A 22,165-nucleotide genomic window follows, 5' to 3' on the forward strand; every position below is an offset into this window, starting at 1 on the left:
CGAGCCGAGCCGCTAGGCCGCTCGGTCTCAATGCGGCTACCGCGTCTTCTGATCTCCAGAGATTGAGCGCGGGGTCGGGCATCCTGGGGCGACCACCTATGCGACCGCCTCTACCTCGAGGCCGGCAGCAACCCATTCGGGATAGCCGTCCTCCAGTCTCCGCACTTGATAGCCTTTCGCGCGAAGCGCGGCGACCGCCTCGAATGAAAGGATGCAATAGGGACCGCGGCAGTAGGCGATGATCTCTCGATCTTTCGGAAGCTCGGCCAAGCGCCGCTCCAGCTCTTCGAGCGGCACATTGAGAGCGCCGGGCACATGGCCGAGCGAAAACTCGTCCTCGGGCCGAACGTCAAGCAGCACCACGCTCGAGTCGGAAAGGCGGCGGATCAACTCCTCCCGCGACACCGGCTCCAGCATGTCGAGCTTCTCGAAATAGTCCGAGACGATTTCCTTGACCTCGGCGCAGTTTTTCTCGGCGTAGCAGCGAAGGGCGCCCAGCAACGAAAGCACGGGGCCATCCCCGAGACCGTAGAGGACCTGTTTGCCCGCTCTTCGCGACTGCACGAACCCCGCCCGGCGAAGCTGGTGAAGATGTTGAGAGGTGTTGTTGACCGACATCCCGGTCAGCTCCGCCAAGCGTTCGACCGATCGCTCCCCCTGAGACACATGCTCAAGCAGTTCGAGCCGGTTCGCATGGCCGAGGGTGCGAGCCACTTCAGCGAACTGCGCAAAGACCTGTTTTTTTGCCCCGGCCATTGACAAAGCCGCCCTTCACGTTGAATCATTCAAGGAATACATTGAATGATGAATCTACCAGTGTCAATCCTATGCCTTTGCGGGGGTCCTGTCGATAATGGGAAAACACAGCCACAGGCAGGTCTTCGTCCTTGCCACGGCCCAAGCGCTGTTTCAGACCGCTTCCGTCCTGGTGATGACGGTGGGCGGTTTGGCGGGAAGTCAAATCGCGAGCCGCCCCGAACTGGCGACCGTGCCGATTGCCGCGATGTTTCTCGGCACCGCTATCACGACCTTCCCGGCATCGGCATGGATGGCGAGGGTGGGCCGGCGCGCCGGCTTCCTGCTCGGCGCTACGCTCGGCGTGCTCGGCGGCCTTATCGGAGCCGGCGGCATATGGCTTGGTTCATTGGGACTGCTTGCCCTGGGCACCCTGCTGGTTGGCGCTTACCAAGCCTTCGCCCAGTTCTATCGCTTCGCGGCCGGCGAAGTTGCGGATGACGCCTTCCGTCCGCGTGCCATCTCCCTGGTGCTTGCCGGCGGCGTCGTCGCCGCTTTGCTCGGCCCAATGTTGGGACGCTTGGGCGGCCCTCTGCTGCAGCCCGCATATGTTGGCTCGTTCCTGATCCTCGCGATCGTGTCGCTGGCTGCGTTCGGCGCTCTGCTCGCGCTTCGCATGCCGAACATCGCGATCGATCATGTCGATACCGGTAAGGGCCGTCCGTGGGCGACTATCGTCAGTCAGCCGGGCTATCTCGTCGCTCTATTCGGGGCAGCCACTGGCTACGGGATCATGATCCTCGCGATGACTGCGACTCCGATCGCGATGACTCATCACCATCATGAACTAACGACGGCGGCCACCGTCATCCAATTGCATGTCCTCGGCATGTTCCTGCCGTCCTTCTTCACCGGAACATTGATCGCGCGCTTTGGTGTTCTGCGCATCATGCTCGCCGGTGTGGCTCTGCTCAGCGCCCATGTCTTCATGACATGGACAGGTACCGGCTTCGGGTCCTTTGCAAGCGCGTTGGTGCTGCTCGGAGTGGGCTGGAACTTCCTTTACATCGGCGGCACTACGCTGCTGACCACCACCTATAGCCCTGCCGAGAAAAGCCGGGCCCAAGCCACAAACGACATGACGATCTTCGTCGTCGGGCTTGCCTGCTCCTTCGGCGCTGGCGGCCTTCTCGAGGCGGTCGGCTGGCAAACCCTGAACGGTCTACTGCTGCCTTGGTTGGCAATAGCTGCGCTCGTCCTCCTCTGGTTCAGCTTCCGGACCTCTGGTGGCGCGCGGCCTGCGCCGGATCTCTCTCCCGCAAGCATAAGAAAGGGTGCTCGATGATCCGCTATTCGCTGTCCACTGTCGCGAAAGCAGTGGGGATTTTATCGATCACGGTCAGCCTTGTGACCTGGGGAACAGACCTCCTCGGGATTGTGGACCCATGTGGCTATTGCCGCGTCAGCCGGTCTGTCATCGGCATCTTGGGAGCGCTGATGCTGCTTCCCTCAGCGTCCCACTGGCTCCTTCGATATCTGGCGACAACGATAGCAGCACTCGGCGTCGTCGTGGCTGGAACCCAGCATTTCAATGCCTGGAACGAAATCTCCAAAGGGCATTTTGATTTCTCAGCTCCGCTGTACGCCAATCACTACCTGCACTTACTGATGTCCGCCGGGGCGCTGATGACGATCGTCGCTCAAATCCTCCTCATCCACGGCTTGGCTGGTCAGACGTTCCACCCAACAATGAAGAGCCCTGCATGACTGACACGCTTCTGGACCCCTGCGCCGCAGAATCGCGCGCGCGCCTCTTCGACCGTTTCGCCAATCTCGCAATAGCGGCCCCAACCGTCTCTTACCCCGCGCACAAGACAGTTGAAGAAGGAAAGGCTCTGCGCGGGCAAATGGCTGGAACCTTCACGAAGAACCTTCTGTTGAAAGACAAGAAGAGCCGGCATTTCCTTCTATCGATCCACGAGGATCGAACTATCGATCTGAAGACACTGCACAAGCGGGTCGGGGCCAAGGGCCAGCTCGGCTTCGCATCAGGGGAGAAGGTAGAACTATATCTCGGCGTCGTACCGGGCGCTCTCACGCCTTTGGGCCTTATCAACGATATTGAGGGTGTGGTTACGGCCGTGATCGACGCGTCTCTCCTCAATGCGGATCAGCTCAACTTCCATCCTCTGATCAATACCGAAAGCACCGGCCTTCGGCCCGACGACCTTTTGACCTTCATACGCTCATGCGGTCGCGAGCCCATGATCGTCGATTTTGATGAACCCGTTCCCGATTAGGGGATCGGTCGCACAGCCGGCGCGCCGGAGTTGAGATTTGCTCGCCCAGCGTCCCCCAACCAACTGACCAATGACGAGGAGCGCTTAAATGGCGACCGAAGCTGATATTCAAACCGGACTTTCAACATTGTGCGTCCATGGCGGCGAGCAGCTCGACGCCAACGGTGGCATCCATACGCCGCTCTACAATCATTCCACCTTCGGCTTCCCATCCACGAAGGCTCTGCTCGATGTCGTCGAAGGGCGCGCAGACGGAAACCTCTATACGCGCTACGGTCTCAACCCGACGATCAAATCCGTCGAGCGCAAGCTAGCTCTTTTGGAGGGCGGAGAAGCAGCACTGGTCTTCAGCTCGGGGATGGCTGCGGAGGCAGCCACGATCCTGGCCAACTGCCGCAATGGCGATCACATCGTCTGCATCGGTGACGTCTACGGCGGCACCTATGAGCTGCTCGAAAGCAATCTGCCCAACCTCGACATCAACACGACATTCCTCCTCGGCAGCGAGATCGGCCGGCTCAACGACGCCATCACCGATCGCACCCGCATCGTCTTTTTCGAGACCCCCACCAACCCGAACATGGAAGTGATCGACATCGCCGAGGCGGCGAGGGTCGCCAAAGCACGCGGCGTCCTCGTGGTCGTCGACAACACCTTCGCCTCACCGGTCAACCAGTCGCCGCTCAAACTCGGCGCCGACATCGTCGTTCACAGCACCACCAAGTATCTTGGCGGCCACAGTGATCTCACCGGCGGCGTCGTGATTGCGGCCAAGTCGCTGATCAATCCGATTTGGCCATGGCGCAAGAACCTCGGGCAGATGATGGCGCCGGAAGTCGCTTTCCTGCTCGCGCGCAGCCTGCGCACTCTTGTCGTGCGCGTGCGTCAGCAGAACGCCAATGCACAGGCGGTCGCTGAATTCCTTGCGCGGCATCCCAAGGTCAAGAAAGTCAACTATCCTGGCTTGCCAAACTTCGCCGGCCACAATGTTGCCGCCGCACAGATGGCCGGCTTCGGCGGCATTCTCAGCTTTGTATATGACGGTGACGCACAGGCCACGGCCGCCGCCGTCGACAAGCTGAGATATTTCACGATCGCGGCAAGCCTAGGCGGCGTCGAAAGCTTGGTGACGCAACCCATCACAACGACCCACCACGGCATGACGCCCGAGGAACGATCGCGGCGTGGCATCGTCGATGGCATGGTCCGTCTGTCCTGCGGCCTCGAAGACGCGGAAGACCTCATCGCAGACCTGAAGCAGGCGCTCGGTTAGACCACGAGGTCGAGCCTGGCTCGCATCAGGTCAATTTCGAAGGAGAACTAAATGTCGGTCATCACACCGATCAATTCGCTGCAATTTTCCGAGAGCGATCTGACCATCATTGATGTGGCAGCACGACAGTTTGGACAATCACGCCTCGAATTCATGCGTGAGGCCGTTCTCACCTCTGCAAGGCAGGTGTCAGATTACTGGCATTTGGCGGTGGCCCAAGAACGCGGCTACGACGCCTTCATGCCGACCATCTAGGAAACGGCGCTGCTCAGACGCGGTCGCGGTCGAAATTGCGCCGTCCTCGTCCGCGGCGCGCCCTCAGAAAGCCGGCTCGCTCTACTCCTAGGGCGCCCGGGTTTGCCGACGATATTCGATCGCAAGCATTTCCGCGCTCGCACACAGTTCGTCGTCCGCACTCAACGATAGCGCGACGATCGCTTTACGCCCGTCAAGGGATGACAGAGACCCGCGAATGACCAGTTCCACTCCGAGAGGGGTGGGACGTTTATATTCGATCCTCAGCGAGGCCGTTACGAAGCGGATCGGCTCTTCCCCCTGGCCCATCTCGAGACCCCGCTCACGGTGGGCGAAAGCGGCGGCCGAAGCCGTCCCGTGACAGTCGAGCAGTGAGGCGATCATTCCGCCATAGACGTGCCCCGGATATCCGCCGCTGTAGATTTCAGCCGGCTTAAACCGCGCTACAGTCTCGATCCCGTCGACATAGCTCTTCAGATGAAGCCCTTGCGCGTTCGCAGGGCCGCAACCATAGCAATGCGCGAACTCTTCGGGATAGAAATCCTGGATGGCCTTCACGTTCTATCCCCTTCGGATGTCGTGACTGCTCACGCCTCGACGCGAGATTCAACGGCGAGTCCCGCTGCCCGCCATTCCGGAAATCCATCTTCGAGGCGGCGAGCGTTAATGCCTTTGGCGCGCAAAGCGGCGACGGCCTCATAGGCAAGCACACAGTATGGTCCGCGACAGTAAGCGACGACCTCAACACCTTTCGGTAGCTCGCTTAACCGCTTCTCCAGTTCAGCGAGGGGGATATTGCGTGCACCCGGGACGTGGCCCGCCGCGAACTCGTCCTCCGGCCGGACATCCAGCACGATGGCAATCCCCTGTTCCACGCGCTCAGCCAAGTCCGCCCGCGAAACCGGCTCCAGGGAATCACGGGCATGGAAATAGTCGTTCATCACGCGGCCAATCTCGGCGAGATTTCGCTCTCCGACCTGGCCAAGCGCCTTGATTAAGGCGACGACTTCAGCGCTGCTGGCAAGACTGTAAAGCACCCGCTTGCCCTGACGCTCGCTCTCCACGATGCGAGCCCGCCGAAGGATCTGCAGGTGGCGTGACGTGTTCGCGAAGGACATGCCCGAAAGCGCGGTAAGATCCTCGACCGACCGCGCGCCCTGCGCAATGTGCTCCAACAACTCCAGTCGATTTGCGTGTCCGATAGCCTGCGCGATCTCCGCGAGGCTTTCGAAGATCGCTTGCTTCGGTCCAACGCTTGACAATCGGTCCTCCTAAGATAAACATTCAGCAGAATGATTGAATCAATCTATCACCTCGCTTTGTGGAGTGCAAGCTGATGATCCTGAGACAGTTCCTACACGATGATCCGGTTGGCATCTCGTACCTCCTGGGTTGCGGGGGAAAGGCGACCGGGGCCGTCGTCGATCCGGTGGCTGAACCCGACTTCTATCTTGCGGCGGCACAGGCCGCTGGGATGAAGATCGACTATGTGATCGACACACACGTGCATGCAGATCACGTGTCCACAGGGCGCGCGCTCGCCGATGCTGCGGGTGCAGAATACGTGCTGTCCGAGCGGGCTGACGTGGCCATCCCGTTCAAGAGCGTGAGCGATGGCGACGAGCTTGCATTGGGCAACGTCACCATCAAGATATTGTCAATTCCCGGGCATACACCCGAGCACATCGCACTGCTCGTCACGGACCGCACGCGCGCCGACGAACCTTGGTTCGTGGTGACCGGGCATACCCTCATGGTCGGCGATCTCGGTCGCACCGAACTTGCGGTCAGCGCCGAGGTGGGTGCAAAGGATCTGTTCCGCAGCGTCCAGAAGCTGAAGGCGCTTCCCGACTACGTCCAGGTTCTGCCGGGTGCCTATGCAGGCTCCGTCTGCGGACGCAGCCTCAGCGCGAACCCCGTATCCACCATCGGATTCGAAAAGCGGCACAACAGAGCCTTCGGCATCGAGGACGAAGCGGAATTCATTGACTTTATGCTCACGGACATTCCGCCAGCGCCTCCGGAGGCGGCGAGGCTACGCGCCGCAAATTCTGGACGGCCGGCCGCGGCGGCCTGACCTATGAACTCCGCTTCGACGACTTCACAGACCGTAGTGCTGGGCTTGAAGGAGAACTGGCGTCAGTTCTCTCTTCTCGTACTTATCAATGCTTTCGTGGGCGGCATGGTGGGCATCGAGCGGACAGTCGTGCCGCTGATCGGCTCCGAAACCTTCCACATTGAATCCACGACGCTCATCACGTCTTTCATCATCAGCTTCGGCGTGGTGAAAGCATTCGCAAACCTGATCTCCGGCCAACTTGCCGACAGTTGGGGCCGCAAGCGTGTCCTCATTGTCGGCTGGCTGATCGGTCTGCCCGTCCCTTTCATGATTATCGCCGCCCCTAACTGGGAATGGGTGATTGCGGCCAACGTCCTGCTCGGCCTCAGTCAAGGCTTTGCGTGGTCTATGACGGTCATCATGAAGGTCGATCTGGTTGGGCCCAAAAGCAGAGGCCTAGCCGTCGGCCTCAATGAGTTCGCCGGCTATCTCGCCGTCGGACTTACCGCATTCCTGACCGGCTACTTGGCGAGTCGTTACGGTCTGCGGCCGGCGCCGATCTATCTTGGCGTGCTCTATGCCGTGGTTGGCACGATCCTCTCAATCCTCGTGGTTCGCGATACCAGACACCACGTTAGGCTCGAAGCAAGCGGCGTCACGAAGGAAGCTTCGCCTCTCTCGTTCCGGGAGATTTTTGTGTTGACCTCCTTCAAGGATCGCAACCTCTTCTCCGCATCGCAAGCGGGCCTCGTCAACAACCTGAATGATGGCATGAGCTGGGGCATTTTCCCGCTCTTCTTCACTACGCTTGGCCTCGGCGTCGAACGGATTGGCATTCTCAAGGCGGTGTATCCGATCGTCTGGGGAGTCGGACAGATCCTAACCGGACCTCTCAGCGACCGTTGGGGCCGAAAGGGCTTGATCGTCGCCGGGATGTGGGTCCAGGCCGCCGGTCTGGTTCTGACCGCCCTGACTGGCCGCTTCGAATGGTGGTTCGTCGCCAGCGTACTGCTCGGGCTCGGCACCGCGATGGTCTACCCGAGCTTGATAGCTGCCGTATCCGACGCCTCACATCCCACGTGGCGAGCGCGCTCCCTTAGTGTCTATCGCTTCTGGCGTGATCTCGGTTACGCGATCGGAGCGCTCGCTGCCGGGCTCATCGCCGATCGCTTCGGTTTCACTGCTGCGATTCTCGCGATCGGCGCACTGACTTTCCTGTCGGGCCTCATCGTCGCGGTAACAATGCGTGAACGCCGTTGATCGGCAGACGCCTTCCAGCGTCCGAACTCGAGAATAAATATGACCGACATCTACCTCGATTATAACGCAAGCACACCGCTGGACCCCAAGGTCGCAGCCACGATGCGCGCGCTGCTCGACAGCCCCTTCGGCAATCCTTCGAGCGGCCATTGGGCGAGCGTACCGGCCAAGACGATACTCGAACGGGCGCGCGGCCAGATCGCCGCACTTCTTGGCGCTGATCCGAACGAGATCGCCTTCACGAGCGGCGGCAGCGAAGCCAACAACATGGCACTCAAGGGAACGTTCTTTGCGCTCCGCGACAAAGGCGATCACATCATCACTCAGGCGACCGAGCATCCGGCGGTTCTCAAGCCGCTGCAATTCCTCAAGCGACTCGGCGCCAACGTGACCGTGCTCCCGGTCGACCGAAACGGATTGGTCGACCCAGATGCTGTGCGGCAGGCAATCACGCCTCACACCATCCTGATTACCGTCATGCACGCCAACAATGAGACGGGAGCGATTCAGCCGATCGAGGCTATAAGCGCCGTCGCGCGCGATCACGGCGTTCGATTCCATACCGATGCGGCCCAGTCTGTTGGAAAAATCGCTACACGCGTCGACGACCTTGGCGTGGATCTCCTCACAATCGCGGGGCACAAGCTTTACGCGCCGAAGGCTATCGGCGCCCTTTATATCCGACAGGGCACGCCGATTGAGCCATTGATCCATGGGGCTGGGCACGAGAACGGTCGCCGCGCCGGCACCGAGAGCGTTCTTCTGGCAGCAGCACTCGGGAAAGCAGCGGAACTCGCCAGCGATCTCGAACCTCAAAAGCGTGTCCGCGCATTGCGGGATCGATTCTGGCAGCAGCTCAGGACGATCTTTGGCAACAGCGTTGCGATCAACGGTCCAGAGAATGGGTGCCTTCCAAATACCCTGAACGTGGCCTTCGTCGGTCGCGTCGGCGCAGATGTGCTCTCAGAATTGAAAGGGGTCGCGGCCTCGACCGGCTCCGCCTGTCATGCCGGACGCATTGAGCTGTCGCCGGTGTTGGCCGCGATGGGGGTAAGCGAGCAGGTCGGCATGGGCGCGATCCGCTTCAGCCTCGGCCGCGGTACGACCGACGAGGAGATCGATGCCGTTATCGCTCGCCTCGCAGAAATGCGCTCCGGCACCCCGTAACGGCTGTGGCTTCTGAAGCCCCGAGAGGTAGCAGTCCGCTGGCCGAGGCATATGAGCGGTGGCGCGCGAGCACGTTGGGACAGATCACCGATCGGCTTCAGCAGCAGACGTTGACCAGGTTGCTCGGCGACGTTGATGGTCTGCGCGTCCTCGACATCGGCTGCGGCGACGGCGTCCTCGCCGTAGAGCTAGCCAAACGAGGCGGGATCGTCACTGGCCTCGATCCGGATCCCACCATGCTCAAGGCCGCACAGGCCCGCGCTCTTAAAGAGGGCATCACCCTCGCTCTTGAACAAGGGGAAGCCGGCGCATTGCCGTTCCCGGATGTCGCCTTTGATCGCGTCGTTGCAGTAACGGTACTCTGCTTTATCCCAGACGCCGAGCAGTCCGTTGCTGAGATGGCGCGGGTCTTGAGACCAGGCGGACGGCTCATTGTAGGGGAACTTGGTCGCTGGAACGTGTGGGCGGCACAGCGACGAATCCAGGGCTGGATGGGCAATTCCGTCTGGCGCCACGCGCACTTCCGGACCGCATCAGAGCTTCGCCGCCTCGTTACCCGCCAAGGCCTTACTGCTTCCGAAACGCGAGGCGCCACCTTCTATCCTCCGTCCGGCGCTGCCGCTTCGAGACTAGCTGCAATTGACCCGTGGCTCGGCCGACGGACGACCCTGGGCGCAGCGTTTATCGTCCAGGCCGCAGAAAAAGGTCGCAGCGTCAAATGTCGGGCGCAGTCATTCTCCTCAGAAATGTGAATCATCCGATTTGTACGCTATGGTGCGATATTCCCGCACGCGTGTCCGCAGAGGCTTCTCACGCTCAATATCTATCGCTTTCTATTGTCATCCATAGTTTAAGGAGGCCAATAGAATGAGCCCAGGAAATACCAATCCAATTTTGCGCCGGACAATCAGACGTCATCAGCTGCGCGAAATGGTACCGCTCGCTGACAGCACTATTTACGAGATGGAACAGAGGGGCGAGTTCCCGCAGCGTTTTGCACTGTCCCCACGGTGCGTCGTTTGGGACCTTGCGGAGGTTGAAGCGTGGCTACTTGAGCGGCGAGCGGCGCCGATCCGGCGCGCTCAGCACCCCGACGTGACGAAGCGACGGACGCGGCCAATCAAAGGGCGGGATCAAGCTCCATCAAAGGCATAGCCGGAGGGAGCAAAATAGGCACGTGCTTCCGGCCTTCAACCCACGCATCCACGATGTCGGACCATTCCTGCATCATGTGGCGGCGCTGAATTTCGTACTCGGCCTTATTGTAAACTCCACGAGACGACCGGCCATCCTCGTGCGCCAAGCACTTTTCGATCCAGTCGCTATTGAAGCCAAGCTCGTTGAGCAGTGTCGACCCTGTCCGCCGAAGGTCATGCACCGTGAACGGCGCCAACGGCAGCCCTTCTTTTTTCGCCTGCTCCACAACGGAATACGTCACGCGATTGAACGTCGCGCGCGACATCGGCGCATCGGCATCGTACCGCGATGGCAGCAGATATCGCGAGTTGCCCGCGCAGGTCTTAAGAGCGATCATGATGTCAAGGGCCTGACGAGACAGATAGACGTTGTGAGCCTTCGATCGCTTCATACGTTCCTTCGGAATTGTCCAAACGGCGTTCTCGAAATCTACCTCGTCCCACACCGCGTCCTGCAACTCGCTCTTGCGCACCATCGTCAGGAGATACAGCTTCATCCCGAGCCGAATCGTGGGCAGCGTAGCCACCTTCTCCAGCTCCTTGAGCATGATCCGGATCTCGCTTGGAGATAGGGAGCGGTCCTTGGGCGCGAAGGTCGCGATTGATGCTGGCCCAACGTCGTCGGCCGGGTTCGCGACCCTCTCGCCATGCAGGATGGCGAAGCCGTAAATCTGCTTGAGGATATCCCGCACGTGGATCGCTGTCGCTGGAGCGCCCCGATCGACGATCTTGCCACAATGCGCGCGCAGATCGTCTGGTGTGATCTCAGTCAGGAGACGATTGCGCCAAACCGGAAGCAGCTCCCGTTCGAAAATCGAACGCCGCATTGCACGCGTGCTGTCAGCCATCGGCGCGTTGACGAGCCACTTCTCTCCAAATTCCCCGAAGCTCTTTGCTTCCTTCAGACGTCTCTTCTCACGCTGCTTTTCGATCGCGGGGGAGCGACCCTCGGTGACGGCCCTTCTTGCATCAATGCAGAGTTCGCGAGCGCGAGCCAGTGAGATGCCATCGCGGCCGTACTTCCCGAGGTAAACGGTCTCGCGACGGCCGTTCAGCCGATAGTCTAGGCGAAACGATATCGCACCGGATGGCATGACGCGCACATACATGCCGTCCCGATCCGCAACTTTGTACATTTTGCTCTGAGGCTTCAGAGCCTTGATCGCCGCATCCGTTAGCATCTCCGCGCCACCTCCAAAAAGTACCGTCATGCGGTTTTTGGCTGGCCTTGGCGAAAAATTCCGCGTCACTTCAACGAGTTAATGCGAAAAAAGTACCGTCAGAGGCCTGTTCATCCCTGACGGTACTTTCGTTTTCACAGCTGATCAATATGGGCGAGACCCGTCGCCCGGCCCGTCAACGCCCATCTCTGCACACCGATAGCACGCGATAGGTATCGCTATGATTTTATTTATTTGTCAGAGGGTTATGGCGTATTGCAGCGTAGTTTCGGATACCATCGGATAGGCAAAAATCATTCCCACTCGATCGTCCCGGGCGGCTTGCTCGTCACATCATACACCACCCGGTTCACGCCCTTCACCTCGTTGATGATGCGCGTCGCCGTCTCGCCCAGGAATTTCATGTCGAACTGGTAGAAGTCCGCGGTCATGCCGTCGGTCGAGGTGACGGCGCGCAGGCCCACGACGTAGTCGTAGGTGCGGCCGTCGCCCATGACGCCGACGGTCTTGACCGGGAGCAGCACCGCAAAAGCCTGCCAAATCTCGTCGTAGAGGCCGTGCTTGCGGATCTGGTCGATGTAGACGGCGTCCGCCTTGCGCAGGATGTCGAGCTTGTCGCGGGTGATCTCGCCGGGGCAGCGTATGGCAAGGCCCGGGCCCGGGAACGGGTGGCGGCCGACGAAGATTTCGGGCAGACCGAGCTCACGCCCGAGCTTGCGCACCTCGTCCTTGAACAGCTCGCGCAAGGGCTCGACGAGCTTCATGTTCATGCGCTCGGGCAGACCGCCGACATTGTGGTGCGACTTGATGGTGACTGACGGTCCGCCGGTGAAGGAGACGCTCTCGATCACGTCGGGGTAGAGCGTGCCTTGCGCCAGGAAATCGGCGCCGCCGATCTTCTTGGCCTCGGCCTCGAACACCTCGATGAAGAGGCGGCCGATGGTCTTGCGCTTCGCTTCCGGGTCGGTGACGCCCTCGAGTTCGCCCAAAAACTGTTTCGAGGCGTCCACGTGCACGAGGGGAATGTTGTAGTGGTGGCGGAAGAGGTCGACGACCTGCTCGGCCTCGTTGAGGCGCATCAGGCCGTGATCGACGAAGACGCAGGTGAGCTGGTCGCCGATGGCCTCGTGGATCAGGACGGCCGCGACCGCTGAATCGACGCCGCCGGAGAGGCCGCAGATCACCCTGCCCTTGCCGACCTGCGCGCGGATCTTGGCGATCTCCTCCTCGCGGAAGGCGCGCATGGTCCAGTCGCCGGTGAGACCGGCGATCTTGCGGACGAAGTTGCGAATGAGTTTTGCGCCGTCGGGCGTATGCACCACTTCGGGATGAAACATCAGGCCGTAATATTTGCGCCTCTCGTCCTGGATGATCGCGAAGGGCGCATTCGGCGAGGTGCCGGCGACGGAGAAGCCCGGCGGCATCTTGGTGATGCGGTCGCCATGGCTCATCCAGACCTGGTTCTTGCTGCCCGACGACCAGACGTCCGCGAACAGCTGGCTGTCGGCTTTCACCTCGACATCGGCGCGGCCGAACTCGCGGTGATGCCCGCCCTCGACCTCCCCGCCGAGCTGTGCCGCCATGGTCATCTGACCGTAACAGATACCCATCACGGGCACGCCGGAATCGAAGATCGATTGCGGCGCGCGGGGCGAGCCGGCCTCATGCACCGACTCGGGGCCGCCGGAGAGGATCACCGCCTTCGGCTTCATCTCGTCGAAGGCGGCTTCGGCCTTGTTGAACGGGACGATCTCGCAATAGACGCCGTCCTCGCGGACGCGACGCGCGATCAGCTGCGTCACCTGGCTGCCGAAGTCGACGATGAGAATCTTGTCGTGCGCCGAGGCCACCGAGGGCGTCGACGCGGAGCGGTCGTTCTGTGCTGCTGTCATGGCCAGCAGATACGCTGGCGCGGCCCGGGCCGCAACCGCGCGGCTGCGCGCGCCCACATGCTTCTTTGGGCATGGACAGGGCTATAAAGGTCAGTAATACTGACCTATTATATCCGCCCCCCGAGAGGGCCATCAGGGAGAACGTCATGCCACAGCATCATCCACCGTCAATGCTGGCCGCGCTCGGCCGCACCTGGGTCGAGGCCTGGAACGCGCGCGACCTCGAGCGCGTGCTCGCGCTCTATGACGAGGCAGCCGTGATGACCTCGGACCGCATCCCCGCGATGGGGTTCGACGCCAGCGGCACGGTGCGGGGCAAGGAGGCTTTGCGCGCCTATTGGGGCAAGGCACTCGGGCTGCTGCCGGAGCTGCATTTCTCGCTGATCGATCTGTTCGTCAGCCCCGACAGCGTCGTGGTGTTCTATGCGAACGAGCGCGGGAAGAAGATCTGCGAGTATCTGCGGGTGAACGATGCAGGGCTGATCGTGCAGGGCTCGGCGAACCATTTGGTGCACTAGCCTGTCCGTCGTTGCCAGCGTAGCGAAGCAAATCCAGTATCTATCCCCGGATACAGTCCTGGATTGCTTCGTTGGAGGCTCCCCGCAATGACGGAGTTTGTTGCTATGTCATTACGCCAAGCATCGCCCCCCATTCAGGACTCCCCATGAAGCTCCCCACCTCCCCCTTCACCGTCACCGACTGGAGCAAGATCGACGTGACCACGCATCCCGGCGAGAGCGGCGAGGCAAAATGGCGCACGCTCACTATCGGCGATCTACGGGTGCGGATGGTGGAGTATTCGCCGGGCTATGTCGCCGATCATTGGTGCGACCGCGGCCACGTGCTCTACGTGTTGAAGGGCGACCTCGACTCCGAGCTGCGCGACGGGCGCAAGTTCAAGCTTACGGCGGGAATGAGCTACCAGGTGTCGGATTTTGGCGACGCCGCGCACCGGTCCTCGACCGCGACGGGCGCCACGCTCTTCATCGTCGATTGAAGCCGCAACGGTTAATTTGCACCGCAAAATAGCAAACACGCGCGACATGCCGAGCCGCGGGTGGTGCCTTGAAGTAGCCCAAAATTCTCGCTATATTGTGATCATCGATACTTGGCCGAACGACTGGGCCGCTTCGCTTCGTTACCGACGGGCGCGCACGCTTCAGATGACTTCTCCAAACATCGACTGAACAGGATCAAGGGCGCAGCGACGCGTACCGGTCCGCGTGCGTACCCTCTCTAACAAAGGAAACTCCCATGGCTATGGGCACCGTGAAGTGGTTCAACACCCAAAAGGGTTATGGTTTCATCCAGCCGGACGACGGCCAGAAGGACGTGTTCGTCCACATCAGCGCGGTCGAGCGCGCCGGCCTCTCCACCCTCAACGAGGGCCAGAAGGTCTCGTTCGACATCGTCGCCGATCGCCGCAGCGGCAAGTCCTCGGCTGACAATCTCCGCGTCGGCTAACGCCTGCGCATCGTTCTGACCACGGACGTACCGGCAGAACGCTAGACTCAGAAAGCCCCGCGGCCGGGATCCGGTGCGCGGGGTTTTGTATTTGAGGCCGTCAATCCGGAGCGCTCCGCAGGACGAGCCCCGGAATGACTACTGAGGACCACTTAGCCGATTTTCCTCAGCACCGACACGAAAAACCCGTCCGTCCCCGTCCGCCGCGGCGTCATCAGCCAGCCTTCCGTCGACTTCAGCGCGGCCTCGCCAAAAGCTTCCGCCTTGTCCCAGAGCACGCTCGCGGTCTGCTCGGGGGGGACGACCGCGAATTCGGGATGGCGTGCGGTGAACGCCCTTACCTGCTCCCCGTTCTCCTCCGAAAGCACCGAGCAAGTGATGTAGGCGATGCGCCCGCCAGCCTTAACCAGCGGCACCGCCCGCTCCAGCACCTCGGCCTGGTCGCGCAGGCGGATCTCCAGCGCGCCCGGGCGCATCCGCCATTTGGCGTCGGGGTTGCGACGCCAGGTGCCGGTTCCCGTGCAGGGGGCGTCGATCACGACGAGGTCGGCTGTGCCTCGGATATCGGCCAGCGGATCCGCCTCGCCCTTGGGCGTGCGGACGTCGGCGTTGTGGACGCCGGCCCGCGACAGCCGCTCATGGATCGGCGCGAGCTGGCGCTTGTCGCGGTCGGTCGCGATCAGCCGGCCCTTGCCCTGAATGAGGGCGGCGAGCGCCAGTGTCTTGCCGCCGGCGCCGGCGCAGAGATCGATCACCTGCTCGCCGGGTTTTGCCGCGGTGAGCTGGGCCGCAAGCTGCGATCCCTCATCCTGCACTTCAATTGCGCCCTTGATGAAATCCTCTTCCGCCTGGATGCCGGGATTGCGCGCATCGGCCGAAAGCTCGATGCGCACGCCGGTTGCGGACCAGGGCGTCGGTTTCGCATGAAGATGAGCAAGCGCGCGCAGCACCTTGTCGCGATTGGACTTTAGCGTGTTGACGCGCAAATCGAGCGGGGCCCGACTGGCCATCGCGGCGGCTTCCGCGGCGCGGGTCTCGCCGAATACTTTTGCAAGATGCGGGTCGAGCCATTCGGGGTAATCGCCGGCGATCGCCGAGGGCGCGTCCTTGAGGGAGCGCGAGGCGAGCGCGGCCTGCTCGGCCTCGGTCAGCGGCGCCGGCGCAAACCGGCTGCCGTCGAACAGCGCGGCCATGGTGGCCGTATCCATGTTGCGCTCGAGGCGGAGCATGCCGATCAGCCTAGCCCGCGCGGTATCGGAATCCATCAGGAATGCGCTCGAGGCGTAGCGGCGCAGCACGTCCCAGACGAGGCCGGCAATCGCGGCGCGGTCGCCGGAACCGGCGAAGCGGTGCGCGGTGCCCCACTCCTTCAGTGCCTTGGCGGCGGGCACGCGGTCCCTCTCGATGGTGTCGATCAGTTCGATGGCTGCGGACAGCCGTGCAGCGGGTGTCATTTGAATTCTTTCGAAGGGCGCGGAGCGCCTAGATCAGCAGCAGAAGCTTCAGCGCGAAGTAGATCCACATCGCCAGCAGTACCAGCACGCCGGCGAGCCACACGGTGGAGCGGCGGCCCAGATCGTTCGAGGAGACGAAAACACCCGCGTGGGCAAAGCGCGTCACCACGAACACCCAGGACATCAGCACGATGAAGAGATCGGCGCGGCGGAGCGGCAATGCCAGTGCGATCAGGACGTAGAACAGCACCGGCAGCTCGAACTGGTTGCGGCAGCAATTGGCGATCTGTGTGGCGCCCTTCGGCCAGTTCGGCTCGCCCAGCGCAATGTCGCGGATCTTGGTCTCCCCCGCGACCAGCGTCTTGCGGCGCGCCATGACCATCCCGATCAGAAGCGCGAAGGTGAGAGCGACCTGCACGAAGACCGGCAGCAGGACCATTTGAACGGACATCGGAACTTTCCCGGGAGGCGAAATGCCGCCGCCCGTCATTAGCGGCGACTCTTGGCGCTGACAATGAACGACTTGAACCGCCGTTCCCGCTTCGGCGACCAACCGCCGATAGTTGAAGCGATTTCGGCCGCTTGGGCCCGACGCGAGATGGCGCCATGAACACCTTGTCCAGCCTCTTCACCGCATCCGCCAGCGGCCAGCTCGGCATTCTGATGTCTGCGCTATCGGGCATCGCGACGGCGCTGGCGGTCGCGCTGGCCATGACGGTGTACTTCCGCCTGAGCTATCGAACTTGGCGCGATGTCGCCCGGCATGGCCTGGCTGCGTTCGCTGCACTCGCCTTGTTCGCCTTTGCCGCCTACGACATGCGCCACGCGGCGCTTGCTTATCTCGGCCTCAATCCGTCCAAGCCCGCCATCGAATTCGAGATCCGCATGCCGCGGGAGATGCTGGCGGCGGTCACCGACAGCCAGATCGAGCTGCACACCGATCGCAACCAGACCCTGGCGCTGGTCGATGGCGTGCGGGATCTTGCCGACGGGCGGGCGGTGCTGCGCGGCGCGGTGGCGCTCAACCACCGCACGGCCGACCGCGTCCTGGTCGTGAACCTGCCCGGCAAGGGCACGTTCGAATTCCGCCTGCGTCTGCCGGCGCAACCGCATCGCTCCGAGCAGTTCGGTCCCTGGCATCTGGCCGACCGAATCGCATCGCCGCTCGCCGGCGCGGTCGCACCGCAGGACGGCTACACGATCCGCTACCGCGTGCTTTAAACTTTGTTCGTCGCGATCCCACCTACGCCGTCATCGTTCCGACGCGCGGCCGCGGCTAGGATGGTCGCATGCCCGAATTTCGCCTCACCCAGATTTCCGACACCCATCTCGGCCGGCGCTTTCCCGGCCTGATCGCCAACTTCGAGGCGATCGGCGACCACATCGACGCCGGCAGGCCCGACCTGGTCGTCAACACCGGCGACGTCTCGTTCGACGGGCCGACAAGCCGCGACGACGTCGAATTCGCGAAGGGCTTGCACGACGCGCTGCCCGTTTCCTGCCGCTATCTCCCCGGCAATCACGATATCGGCGACAATCCGACGACGATCGGTCCGGCGCCGAAGCCTCCGGTCAACGAGGCGCATCGCGGGCAGTTTTGCGAGATCATCGGCGAAGACCATTGGTCGTTCGAGGCCTGTGGCTGGCGCTTCATCGGCCTCAATTCTCTGGTGATGAACTCGGGGCTGCCTTTCGAGGCCCAGCAGTTCGATTGGCTCGCCTCCGAGATTTCGCGCACGAACGGCGGGCCGGTCGCGCTGTTCCTGCACAAGCCGCTGTTTCTCAACCAGCCCGACGACCCCGAGACGCCGGAGACGTCGATCCGCTACGTGCCGCAGCCGGCGCGAGCGCGGCTGATCGAGATGTTCGGGAAGGTCGACTTGCGTCTGGTCGCCAGCGGCCACGTGCACCAGCGCCGCGACTTCACCTGGCGCCACACCCGCCACGTCTGGGCGCCGTCAGCGGGCTTCGTCATCAACGATAAGCGGCAGGACCGCATCGCGGTCAAGGAAGTCGGCCTCGTCGAATACCGCTTCCAGCCCGACAGTCTCGAGGTCCGACACGTCAGGGCGGCGGGCCAGCGCGATGTCGATATTGAGGAATTGCTTGCCCAGATGGGCGAGCAGTGACTAAGCGACGCTCTTGAGATCCTGCTGGATCGCGGCGAGCAGGGATTGCAGCGCCTCGCTGTTCACGGGCTTGGCCTCGGTGCCGACTGGCTGAATACCAGCGGACTGCGCAGCTTTCACCGGACGCTTCGGAAACGGCGGTGGCGCGGGCATCGCGGCCGGCGTGAAATCGCCCTCCTCCTCCGTGTGCACGAACCTGCCATGGATGACGTCGTCGCGACGGCCCATGATGAACATGGTCGCCCAATAGCCGGCGGCCAGGAGGATTACGCAGAAAATACTGATCTCGAACATCGCAGCACCTAAAATATGCGCGATGATTCAATGCCTTCGTCGAACCGTCAACGAACAGGCGGTCACACCTGCGGTTTTTGCGGGCAGGTGTGACCATTTGGTGACTCTTTCTTAACCATCCCACGAGCCAGCTTGGCACGGAAGCACGTGAGACCTGGCCGATGTCGCGCTAAGCCTTGTCCGGTCCGACGCGCACCAGCTGCTTGCCAAAATTGGCTCCCTTCAGCAGGCCGATGAACGCGCCCGGCGCACTCTCCAGGCCTTCGGTGACGAATTCCTTGTACTTGACCTTACCCTCGCGGACCCAGGTCGACATGTCGCGCAGGAAGTCGCCATGGCGGGCGGCGAAGTCGGACACGATGAAGCCGCGGAACGTCAGCCGCTTGGTCAGGGTCGCGCGCATCAGGCTCGCGGCCCATTTCGGCGGCTTGGCCTCGGTGTCGTTGTAATGGGCGATGAGGCCGCAGACCGGCACACGCGCGAACGGATTGAGCAGCGGGAAGACCGCCTCGAACACGGCGCCGCCGACATTCTCGAAGTAGACGTCGATGCCCTTGGGGCAGGCGTCCTTGAGCTTGGCGGCGAGATCGGGATCGCGGTGATCGATGCAGGCATCGAAGCCGAGTTCCTTCACGACGTAGTCGCACTTGTCCTTGCCGCCGGCGATGCCGACCGCGCGGGCGCCCTTGATCCTGGCGATCTGGCCCACCGCGGAGCCGACCGCGCCAGAAGCGCCGGCAACGACGACGGTCTCGCCGGGTTGCGGCTTGCCGATGTCGAGCAGACCCGTATAGGCAGTCATGCCGGGCATGCCGAGCACGCCGATGGAGGTCGAGATCGGACCGAGCTTGGGATCGACCTTGATCAGGCCCTTCCCGTTCGAGATCGCATGGGTCTGCCATCCCGAGCGGATGCGCACGATGTCGCCGACTGCGAAATCGGGATTGTTGGACGCCGCGACTTCGCTGACCGCCTCGCCTTCCATCACCCCGCCGACCGGCACCGGAGCTGCGTAGGACGGCCCCTCGCTCATGCGCCCCCGCATGTAGGGATCGAGCGACAGCCAGATCGTGCGCAGCAGGACCTCGCCCGGCCCCGGCGTCGGAACAGCGAATTCCTCCAGGCGAAAATCAGACGGCTTGGGTTCGCCGACGGGACGTGCGGCGAGAACGATGCGTTTGCCTTGGGACATGCTTCCTCCGAATTGTGTTTCGGCGCGAACGGAAGCGGAGGCGGAGCGGCGCGTCAACACAAAAGCGGTGGAGTTTAGTGACGTTTCGACACGCGCATCTCTCGCGTCCCGGACGCGGTGCTGCGCCGCGTCCGGGGCACGAGAGGGAACGCGACCGGCGCCATCCTTCGTTAGAATTTTAAGCGGCGAATTAGGGCCGTGATCACCCCACCAGTCTAGGGTGCACGAGAGAGACCACCTCGCCTCTGCCGTGCACAGCGGCGTTGCCAAAGAGATCAACATCCAAAACGAAAATTGGACAGGAAATGACATCGCTGAGGCAGCAGATCGGGCAAATGGGTCTCGCAGCAACGAAGAGCATGGCTTGGAAAGTCACGGCCGCCCTGGCGTCCTTTCCGGTCCTGATCTTTGCGATCGGCCCGGTGCTCTCGGCGTGGTTCGCTGACGACACCCCTAATCTCGGTGAGGCGGCACATTATCTCGCAGGTTTTGCTCTCCTCTTCCTGCCAACGTGGATCGCGCTCTTTCTCAGTCACCCCTGCGTTTTGTTTATCTACCTGTTGAATTTCCTGGCCTTCGTGACGTCTCTGCTCTGCCTCGCCGGCATAACCGTCAACAGCTGGGTCAGCCTCGACGGCCAAGCGCTGTGGGCAGTCCTGGCGACGCCCGTTGCGCTGATCTGGTCGCTGATGAACAGCAAGCGACCGGATGCGGCGAAGCTGAATGACTCGGCTCCGCCGATCCCATCACATGGCGTTGCGTCGGCGTAACTAACCCCCGCCCGGATAGTTCGGGCTCTCGCGCGTGATCGTGACGTCGTGGACGTGGCTTTCGCGGAGGCCGGCGCCGGTGATGCGGACGAACTGGGCTTTCTCGTGCAGCTCCTTCATGTCGCGCGCACCGACATAGCCCATCGCGGCGCGCAAGCCGCCGGCGAGCTGGTGCATGACGTGGCCGACAGCGCCCTTGTAGGGTACCTGGCCCTCAATGCCTTCAGGGACGAGCTTGAGCGTGTCCTTGATGTCCTGCTGGAAATAGCGGTCGGCCGAGCCGCGCGCCATCGCACCGACCGAGCCCATGCCGCGATAGGCCTTGTAGGAACGGCCCTGCCACAAGAATACTTCGCCGGGCGTCTCGTCGGTACCCGCCAGCAGCGAGCCGACCATCGCGATGTCGGCACCGGCGGCGAGCGCCTTGGCAAGGTCGCCGGAGAACTTGATGCCGCCGTCGGCGATGACGGGAATGTCGGCCTTCTTCGCCGCTTCCACCGCATCCATGATCGCAGTGAGCTGGGGAACGCCCACGCCGGCGACGATGCGCGTGGTGCAGATCGAGCCCGGGCCGATGCCGACCTTGATGCAATCGGCCCCCGCATCGATCAGCGCCTGCGCGCCTTCCGTGGTGGCGACGTTGCCGGCGACGACTTGGACGGAGTTCGACAGGCGCTTGATGCGGTTCACCGCATGCAGCACATGACGGGAATGGCCGTGCGCGGTATCGACGACGACGAGGTCGACGCCGGCATCGATCAGTCGCTCGGTGCGCTCGAAACCGCTGTCGCCGACGGTGGTGGCGGCGGCAACACGCAGGCGCCCCTGGGCGTCCTTGCAGGCGAGCGGATGGGCGACCGCCTTCTCCATGTCCTTCACGGTGATGAGGCCGACGCAGCGATATTGGTCGTCGACGACGAGAAGCTTCTCGATGCGATGCTGATGCAGCATCCGCCGCGCCTCGTCCTGGCTGACATTCTCCCGGACCGTAACGAGGTTTTCGTGCGTCATCAGCTCGGAGATCTTTTGCTGGCGATTGGTCGCAAAGCGCACATCACGGTTGGTGAGGATGCCCACCAGCTTGCCGGGCGTGGACTTGCCGGCGCCGGTGACGACGGGAATGCCGGAGATGCCGTGATCGCTCATCAGCTTCAGCGCGTCCTCGAGCGTGGCGTCGGGGCTGATGGTGAGCGGGTTCACCACCATGCCCGACTCGTAGCGCTTGACCTGGCGGACCTGAGCAGCTTGCCCTTCCGGATCGAAATTGCGGTGGATGACGCCAAGGCCGCCGGACTGCGCCATGGCGATCGCCATGCGGGCCTCGGTGACCGTGTCCATGGCGGAGGCCATGATCGGAATGTTGAGCGGAATGGCGCGGGTGACGCGGGAACGGATGTCGACCTCGCCCGGCATGACGTCGGACAGGCCCGGCTTCAACAGCACGTCGTCGAACGTAAAGGCTTCGCGGATGCCCTGAAGTTGCACCGTGGCCATTTGCCAACTCCTTCCTGCGGCCCTGCCGCAAATGCTTATGGATGAGCGCC

At 62.3% G+C, this 22,165-nt stretch carries 26 protein-coding genes; 16 read left to right on the plus strand and 10 right to left on the minus strand.

Annotation, left to right across the window (positions count from 1 at the left end):
- Positions 1-96 precede the first annotated feature (96 nt).
- Positions 97-756, minus strand: a complete 660-nt coding sequence (locus tag ASG57_RS03865) for an ArsR/SmtB family transcription factor (RefSeq protein ID WP_156402573.1) — start codon at positions 754-756, stop codon at positions 97-99.
- 97 nt (positions 757-853) lie between these two features.
- On the opposite strand from ASG57_RS03865, the gene ASG57_RS03870 reads away from it, so the two are divergent.
- The 5 genes from ASG57_RS03870 (at position 854) to ASG57_RS03890 (ending at position 4,563) form a co-directional block, all read left to right on the plus strand.
- Complete coding sequence (locus ASG57_RS03870; RefSeq protein ID WP_057195752.1) at positions 854-2,080, plus strand: MFS transporter; 1,227 nt, start codon at positions 854-856, stop codon at positions 2,078-2,080.
- Complete coding sequence (locus ASG57_RS03875) at positions 2,077-2,502, plus strand: hypothetical protein (protein WP_057195753.1); 426 nt, start codon at positions 2,077-2,079, stop codon at positions 2,500-2,502. The genes ASG57_RS03870 and ASG57_RS03875 overlap by 4 nt, the downstream gene beginning before the upstream one ends.
- On the plus strand, positions 2,499-3,035 hold the full coding sequence (locus tag ASG57_RS03880) for a prolyl-tRNA synthetase associated domain-containing protein (RefSeq protein WP_057195754.1): 537 nt from the start codon (positions 2,499-2,501) through the stop codon (positions 3,033-3,035). Before ASG57_RS03875 ends, ASG57_RS03880 begins: the two co-directional genes overlap by 4 nt.
- A gap of 88 nt (positions 3,036-3,123) precedes the next feature.
- Positions 3,124-4,308 (plus strand): trans-sulfuration enzyme family protein, encoded by a 1,185-nt coding sequence (locus ASG57_RS03885; protein WP_057195755.1) that lies wholly within the window; start codon positions 3,124-3,126, stop codon positions 4,306-4,308.
- A 51-nt stretch (positions 4,309-4,359) separates the two neighbouring features.
- The gene (locus tag ASG57_RS03890; RefSeq protein WP_057195756.1) at positions 4,360-4,563 is read left to right on the plus strand and encodes a type II toxin-antitoxin system TacA family antitoxin; all 204 of its coding nucleotides are present in this window, start codon (positions 4,360-4,362) and stop codon (positions 4,561-4,563) included.
- Between the two features lie 87 nt (positions 4,564-4,650).
- On the opposite strand, the gene ASG57_RS03895 is transcribed toward ASG57_RS03890, so the two are convergent.
- Both ASG57_RS03895 and ASG57_RS03900 read right to left on the minus strand, forming a co-directional pair.
- A complete protein-coding gene (locus ASG57_RS03895) occupies positions 4,651-5,121 on the minus strand; it encodes a PaaI family thioesterase (RefSeq protein ID WP_057195757.1) in 471 nt (156 codons plus the stop codon).
- Positions 5,122-5,150: 29 nt separating this feature from the next.
- Positions 5,151-5,825, minus strand: coding sequence for an ArsR/SmtB family transcription factor (locus ASG57_RS03900; protein WP_057195758.1), 675 nt, complete (start codon positions 5,823-5,825; stop codon positions 5,151-5,153).
- Positions 5,826-5,899: 74 nt separating this feature from the next.
- On the opposite strand from ASG57_RS03900, the gene ASG57_RS03905 reads away from it, so the two are divergent.
- From ASG57_RS03905 to ASG57_RS36455, 5 genes are all read left to right on the plus strand, one after another.
- Positions 5,900-6,640 carry an MBL fold metallo-hydrolase gene (locus tag ASG57_RS03905; RefSeq protein ID WP_057195759.1) on the plus strand — a complete coding sequence of 247 codons (741 nt, stop codon included), beginning with the start codon at positions 5,900-5,902 and terminating at the stop codon, positions 6,638-6,640.
- 3 nt (positions 6,641-6,643) lie between these two features.
- A complete protein-coding gene (locus ASG57_RS03910; RefSeq protein ID WP_057195760.1) occupies positions 6,644-7,882 on the plus strand; it encodes an MFS transporter in 1,239 nt (412 codons plus the stop codon).
- 39 nt (positions 7,883-7,921) lie between these two features.
- Positions 7,922-9,049: a cysteine desulfurase family protein gene (locus ASG57_RS03915; protein WP_057195761.1), complete on the plus strand. Its 1,128-nt coding sequence runs from the start codon at positions 7,922-7,924 to the stop codon at positions 9,047-9,049.
- A 74-nt stretch (positions 9,050-9,123) separates the two neighbouring features.
- The gene (locus tag ASG57_RS03920; protein WP_230646608.1) at positions 9,124-9,801 is read left to right on the plus strand and encodes a class I SAM-dependent methyltransferase; all 678 of its coding nucleotides are present in this window, start codon (positions 9,124-9,126) and stop codon (positions 9,799-9,801) included.
- A gap of 115 nt (positions 9,802-9,916) precedes the next feature.
- A complete protein-coding gene (locus tag ASG57_RS36455) occupies positions 9,917-10,204 on the plus strand; it encodes a helix-turn-helix transcriptional regulator (protein WP_082528892.1) in 288 nt (95 codons plus the stop codon).
- Here the strand turns inward: ASG57_RS36455 and ASG57_RS03925 are convergent.
- Both ASG57_RS03925 and guaA read right to left on the minus strand, forming a co-directional pair.
- A complete protein-coding gene (locus ASG57_RS03925; RefSeq protein ID WP_057195777.1) occupies positions 10,170-11,426 on the minus strand; it encodes a tyrosine-type recombinase/integrase in 1,257 nt (418 codons plus the stop codon). The genes ASG57_RS36455 and ASG57_RS03925 overlap by 35 nt on opposite strands.
- Before the next feature lie 293 nt (positions 11,427-11,719).
- Positions 11,720-13,318, minus strand: a complete 1,599-nt coding sequence (guaA, locus tag ASG57_RS03930) for a glutamine-hydrolyzing GMP synthase (RefSeq protein WP_024338191.1) — start codon at positions 13,316-13,318, stop codon at positions 11,720-11,722.
- Between the two features lie 146 nt (positions 13,319-13,464).
- Between guaA and ASG57_RS03935 the strand changes: the two genes are divergently transcribed.
- From ASG57_RS03935 to ASG57_RS03945, 3 genes are all read left to right on the plus strand, one after another.
- Positions 13,465-13,836, plus strand: coding sequence for a nuclear transport factor 2 family protein (locus ASG57_RS03935; RefSeq protein ID WP_024338192.1), 372 nt, complete (start codon positions 13,465-13,467; stop codon positions 13,834-13,836).
- Between the two features lie 146 nt (positions 13,837-13,982).
- A complete protein-coding gene (locus tag ASG57_RS03940) occupies positions 13,983-14,315 on the plus strand; it encodes a DHCW motif cupin fold protein (RefSeq protein ID WP_024338193.1) in 333 nt (110 codons plus the stop codon).
- A gap of 257 nt (positions 14,316-14,572) precedes the next feature.
- Entirely contained in the window at positions 14,573-14,782 is a 210-nt protein-coding gene (locus ASG57_RS03945; protein WP_015686739.1) for a cold-shock protein, read from the plus strand.
- A 152-nt stretch (positions 14,783-14,934) separates the two neighbouring features.
- Here the strand turns inward: ASG57_RS03945 and ASG57_RS03950 are convergent, their stop codons facing one another.
- Positions 14,935-16,236: an RsmB/NOP family class I SAM-dependent RNA methyltransferase gene (locus ASG57_RS03950; RefSeq protein ID WP_024338194.1), complete on the minus strand. Its 1,302-nt coding sequence runs from the start codon at positions 16,234-16,236 to the stop codon at positions 14,935-14,937.
- A gap of 28 nt (positions 16,237-16,264) precedes the next feature.
- Positions 16,265-16,687 (minus strand): MAPEG family protein, encoded by a 423-nt coding sequence (locus tag ASG57_RS03955; RefSeq protein ID WP_057195763.1) that lies wholly within the window; start codon positions 16,685-16,687, stop codon positions 16,265-16,267.
- A gap of 155 nt (positions 16,688-16,842) precedes the next feature.
- Between ASG57_RS03955 and ASG57_RS03960 the strand changes: the two genes are divergently transcribed.
- Together ASG57_RS03960 and ASG57_RS03965 are read left to right on the plus strand one after the other, a co-directional pair.
- A complete protein-coding gene (locus ASG57_RS03960) occupies positions 16,843-17,457 on the plus strand; it encodes a hypothetical protein (protein ID WP_024338196.1) in 615 nt (204 codons plus the stop codon).
- 68 nt (positions 17,458-17,525) lie between these two features.
- Positions 17,526-18,365, plus strand: coding sequence for a metallophosphoesterase family protein (locus tag ASG57_RS03965; protein ID WP_024338197.1), 840 nt, complete (start codon positions 17,526-17,528; stop codon positions 18,363-18,365).
- Here the strand turns inward: ASG57_RS03965 and ASG57_RS03970 are convergent, their stop codons facing one another.
- Together ASG57_RS03970 and curA are read right to left on the minus strand one after the other, a co-directional pair.
- On the minus strand, positions 18,366-18,659 hold the full coding sequence (locus ASG57_RS03970) for a hypothetical protein (protein ID WP_024338198.1): 294 nt from the start codon (positions 18,657-18,659) through the stop codon (positions 18,366-18,368). It abuts the gene before it with no gap.
- A 169-nt stretch (positions 18,660-18,828) separates the two neighbouring features.
- Positions 18,829-19,851, minus strand: coding sequence for an NADPH-dependent curcumin/dihydrocurcumin reductase (curA, locus tag ASG57_RS03975; RefSeq protein WP_024338199.1), 1,023 nt, complete (start codon positions 19,849-19,851; stop codon positions 18,829-18,831).
- A gap of 335 nt (positions 19,852-20,186) precedes the next feature.
- Between curA and ASG57_RS03980 the strand changes: the two genes are divergently transcribed.
- Entirely contained in the window at positions 20,187-20,621 is a 435-nt protein-coding gene (locus ASG57_RS03980; protein ID WP_035697906.1) for a hypothetical protein, read from the plus strand.
- Here the strand turns inward: ASG57_RS03980 and guaB are convergent, their stop codons facing one another.
- Positions 20,622-22,115, minus strand: a complete 1,494-nt coding sequence (gene guaB / locus ASG57_RS03985) for an IMP dehydrogenase (protein WP_024338201.1) — start codon at positions 22,113-22,115, stop codon at positions 20,622-20,624.
- Between the last annotated feature and the right edge of the window lie 50 nt (positions 22,116-22,165).

It is taken from the genome of Bradyrhizobium sp. Leaf396 (assembly GCF_001424605.1).
GTDB classification, from domain to species: domain Bacteria; phylum Pseudomonadota; class Alphaproteobacteria; order Rhizobiales; family Xanthobacteraceae; genus Bradyrhizobium; species Bradyrhizobium japonicum_C.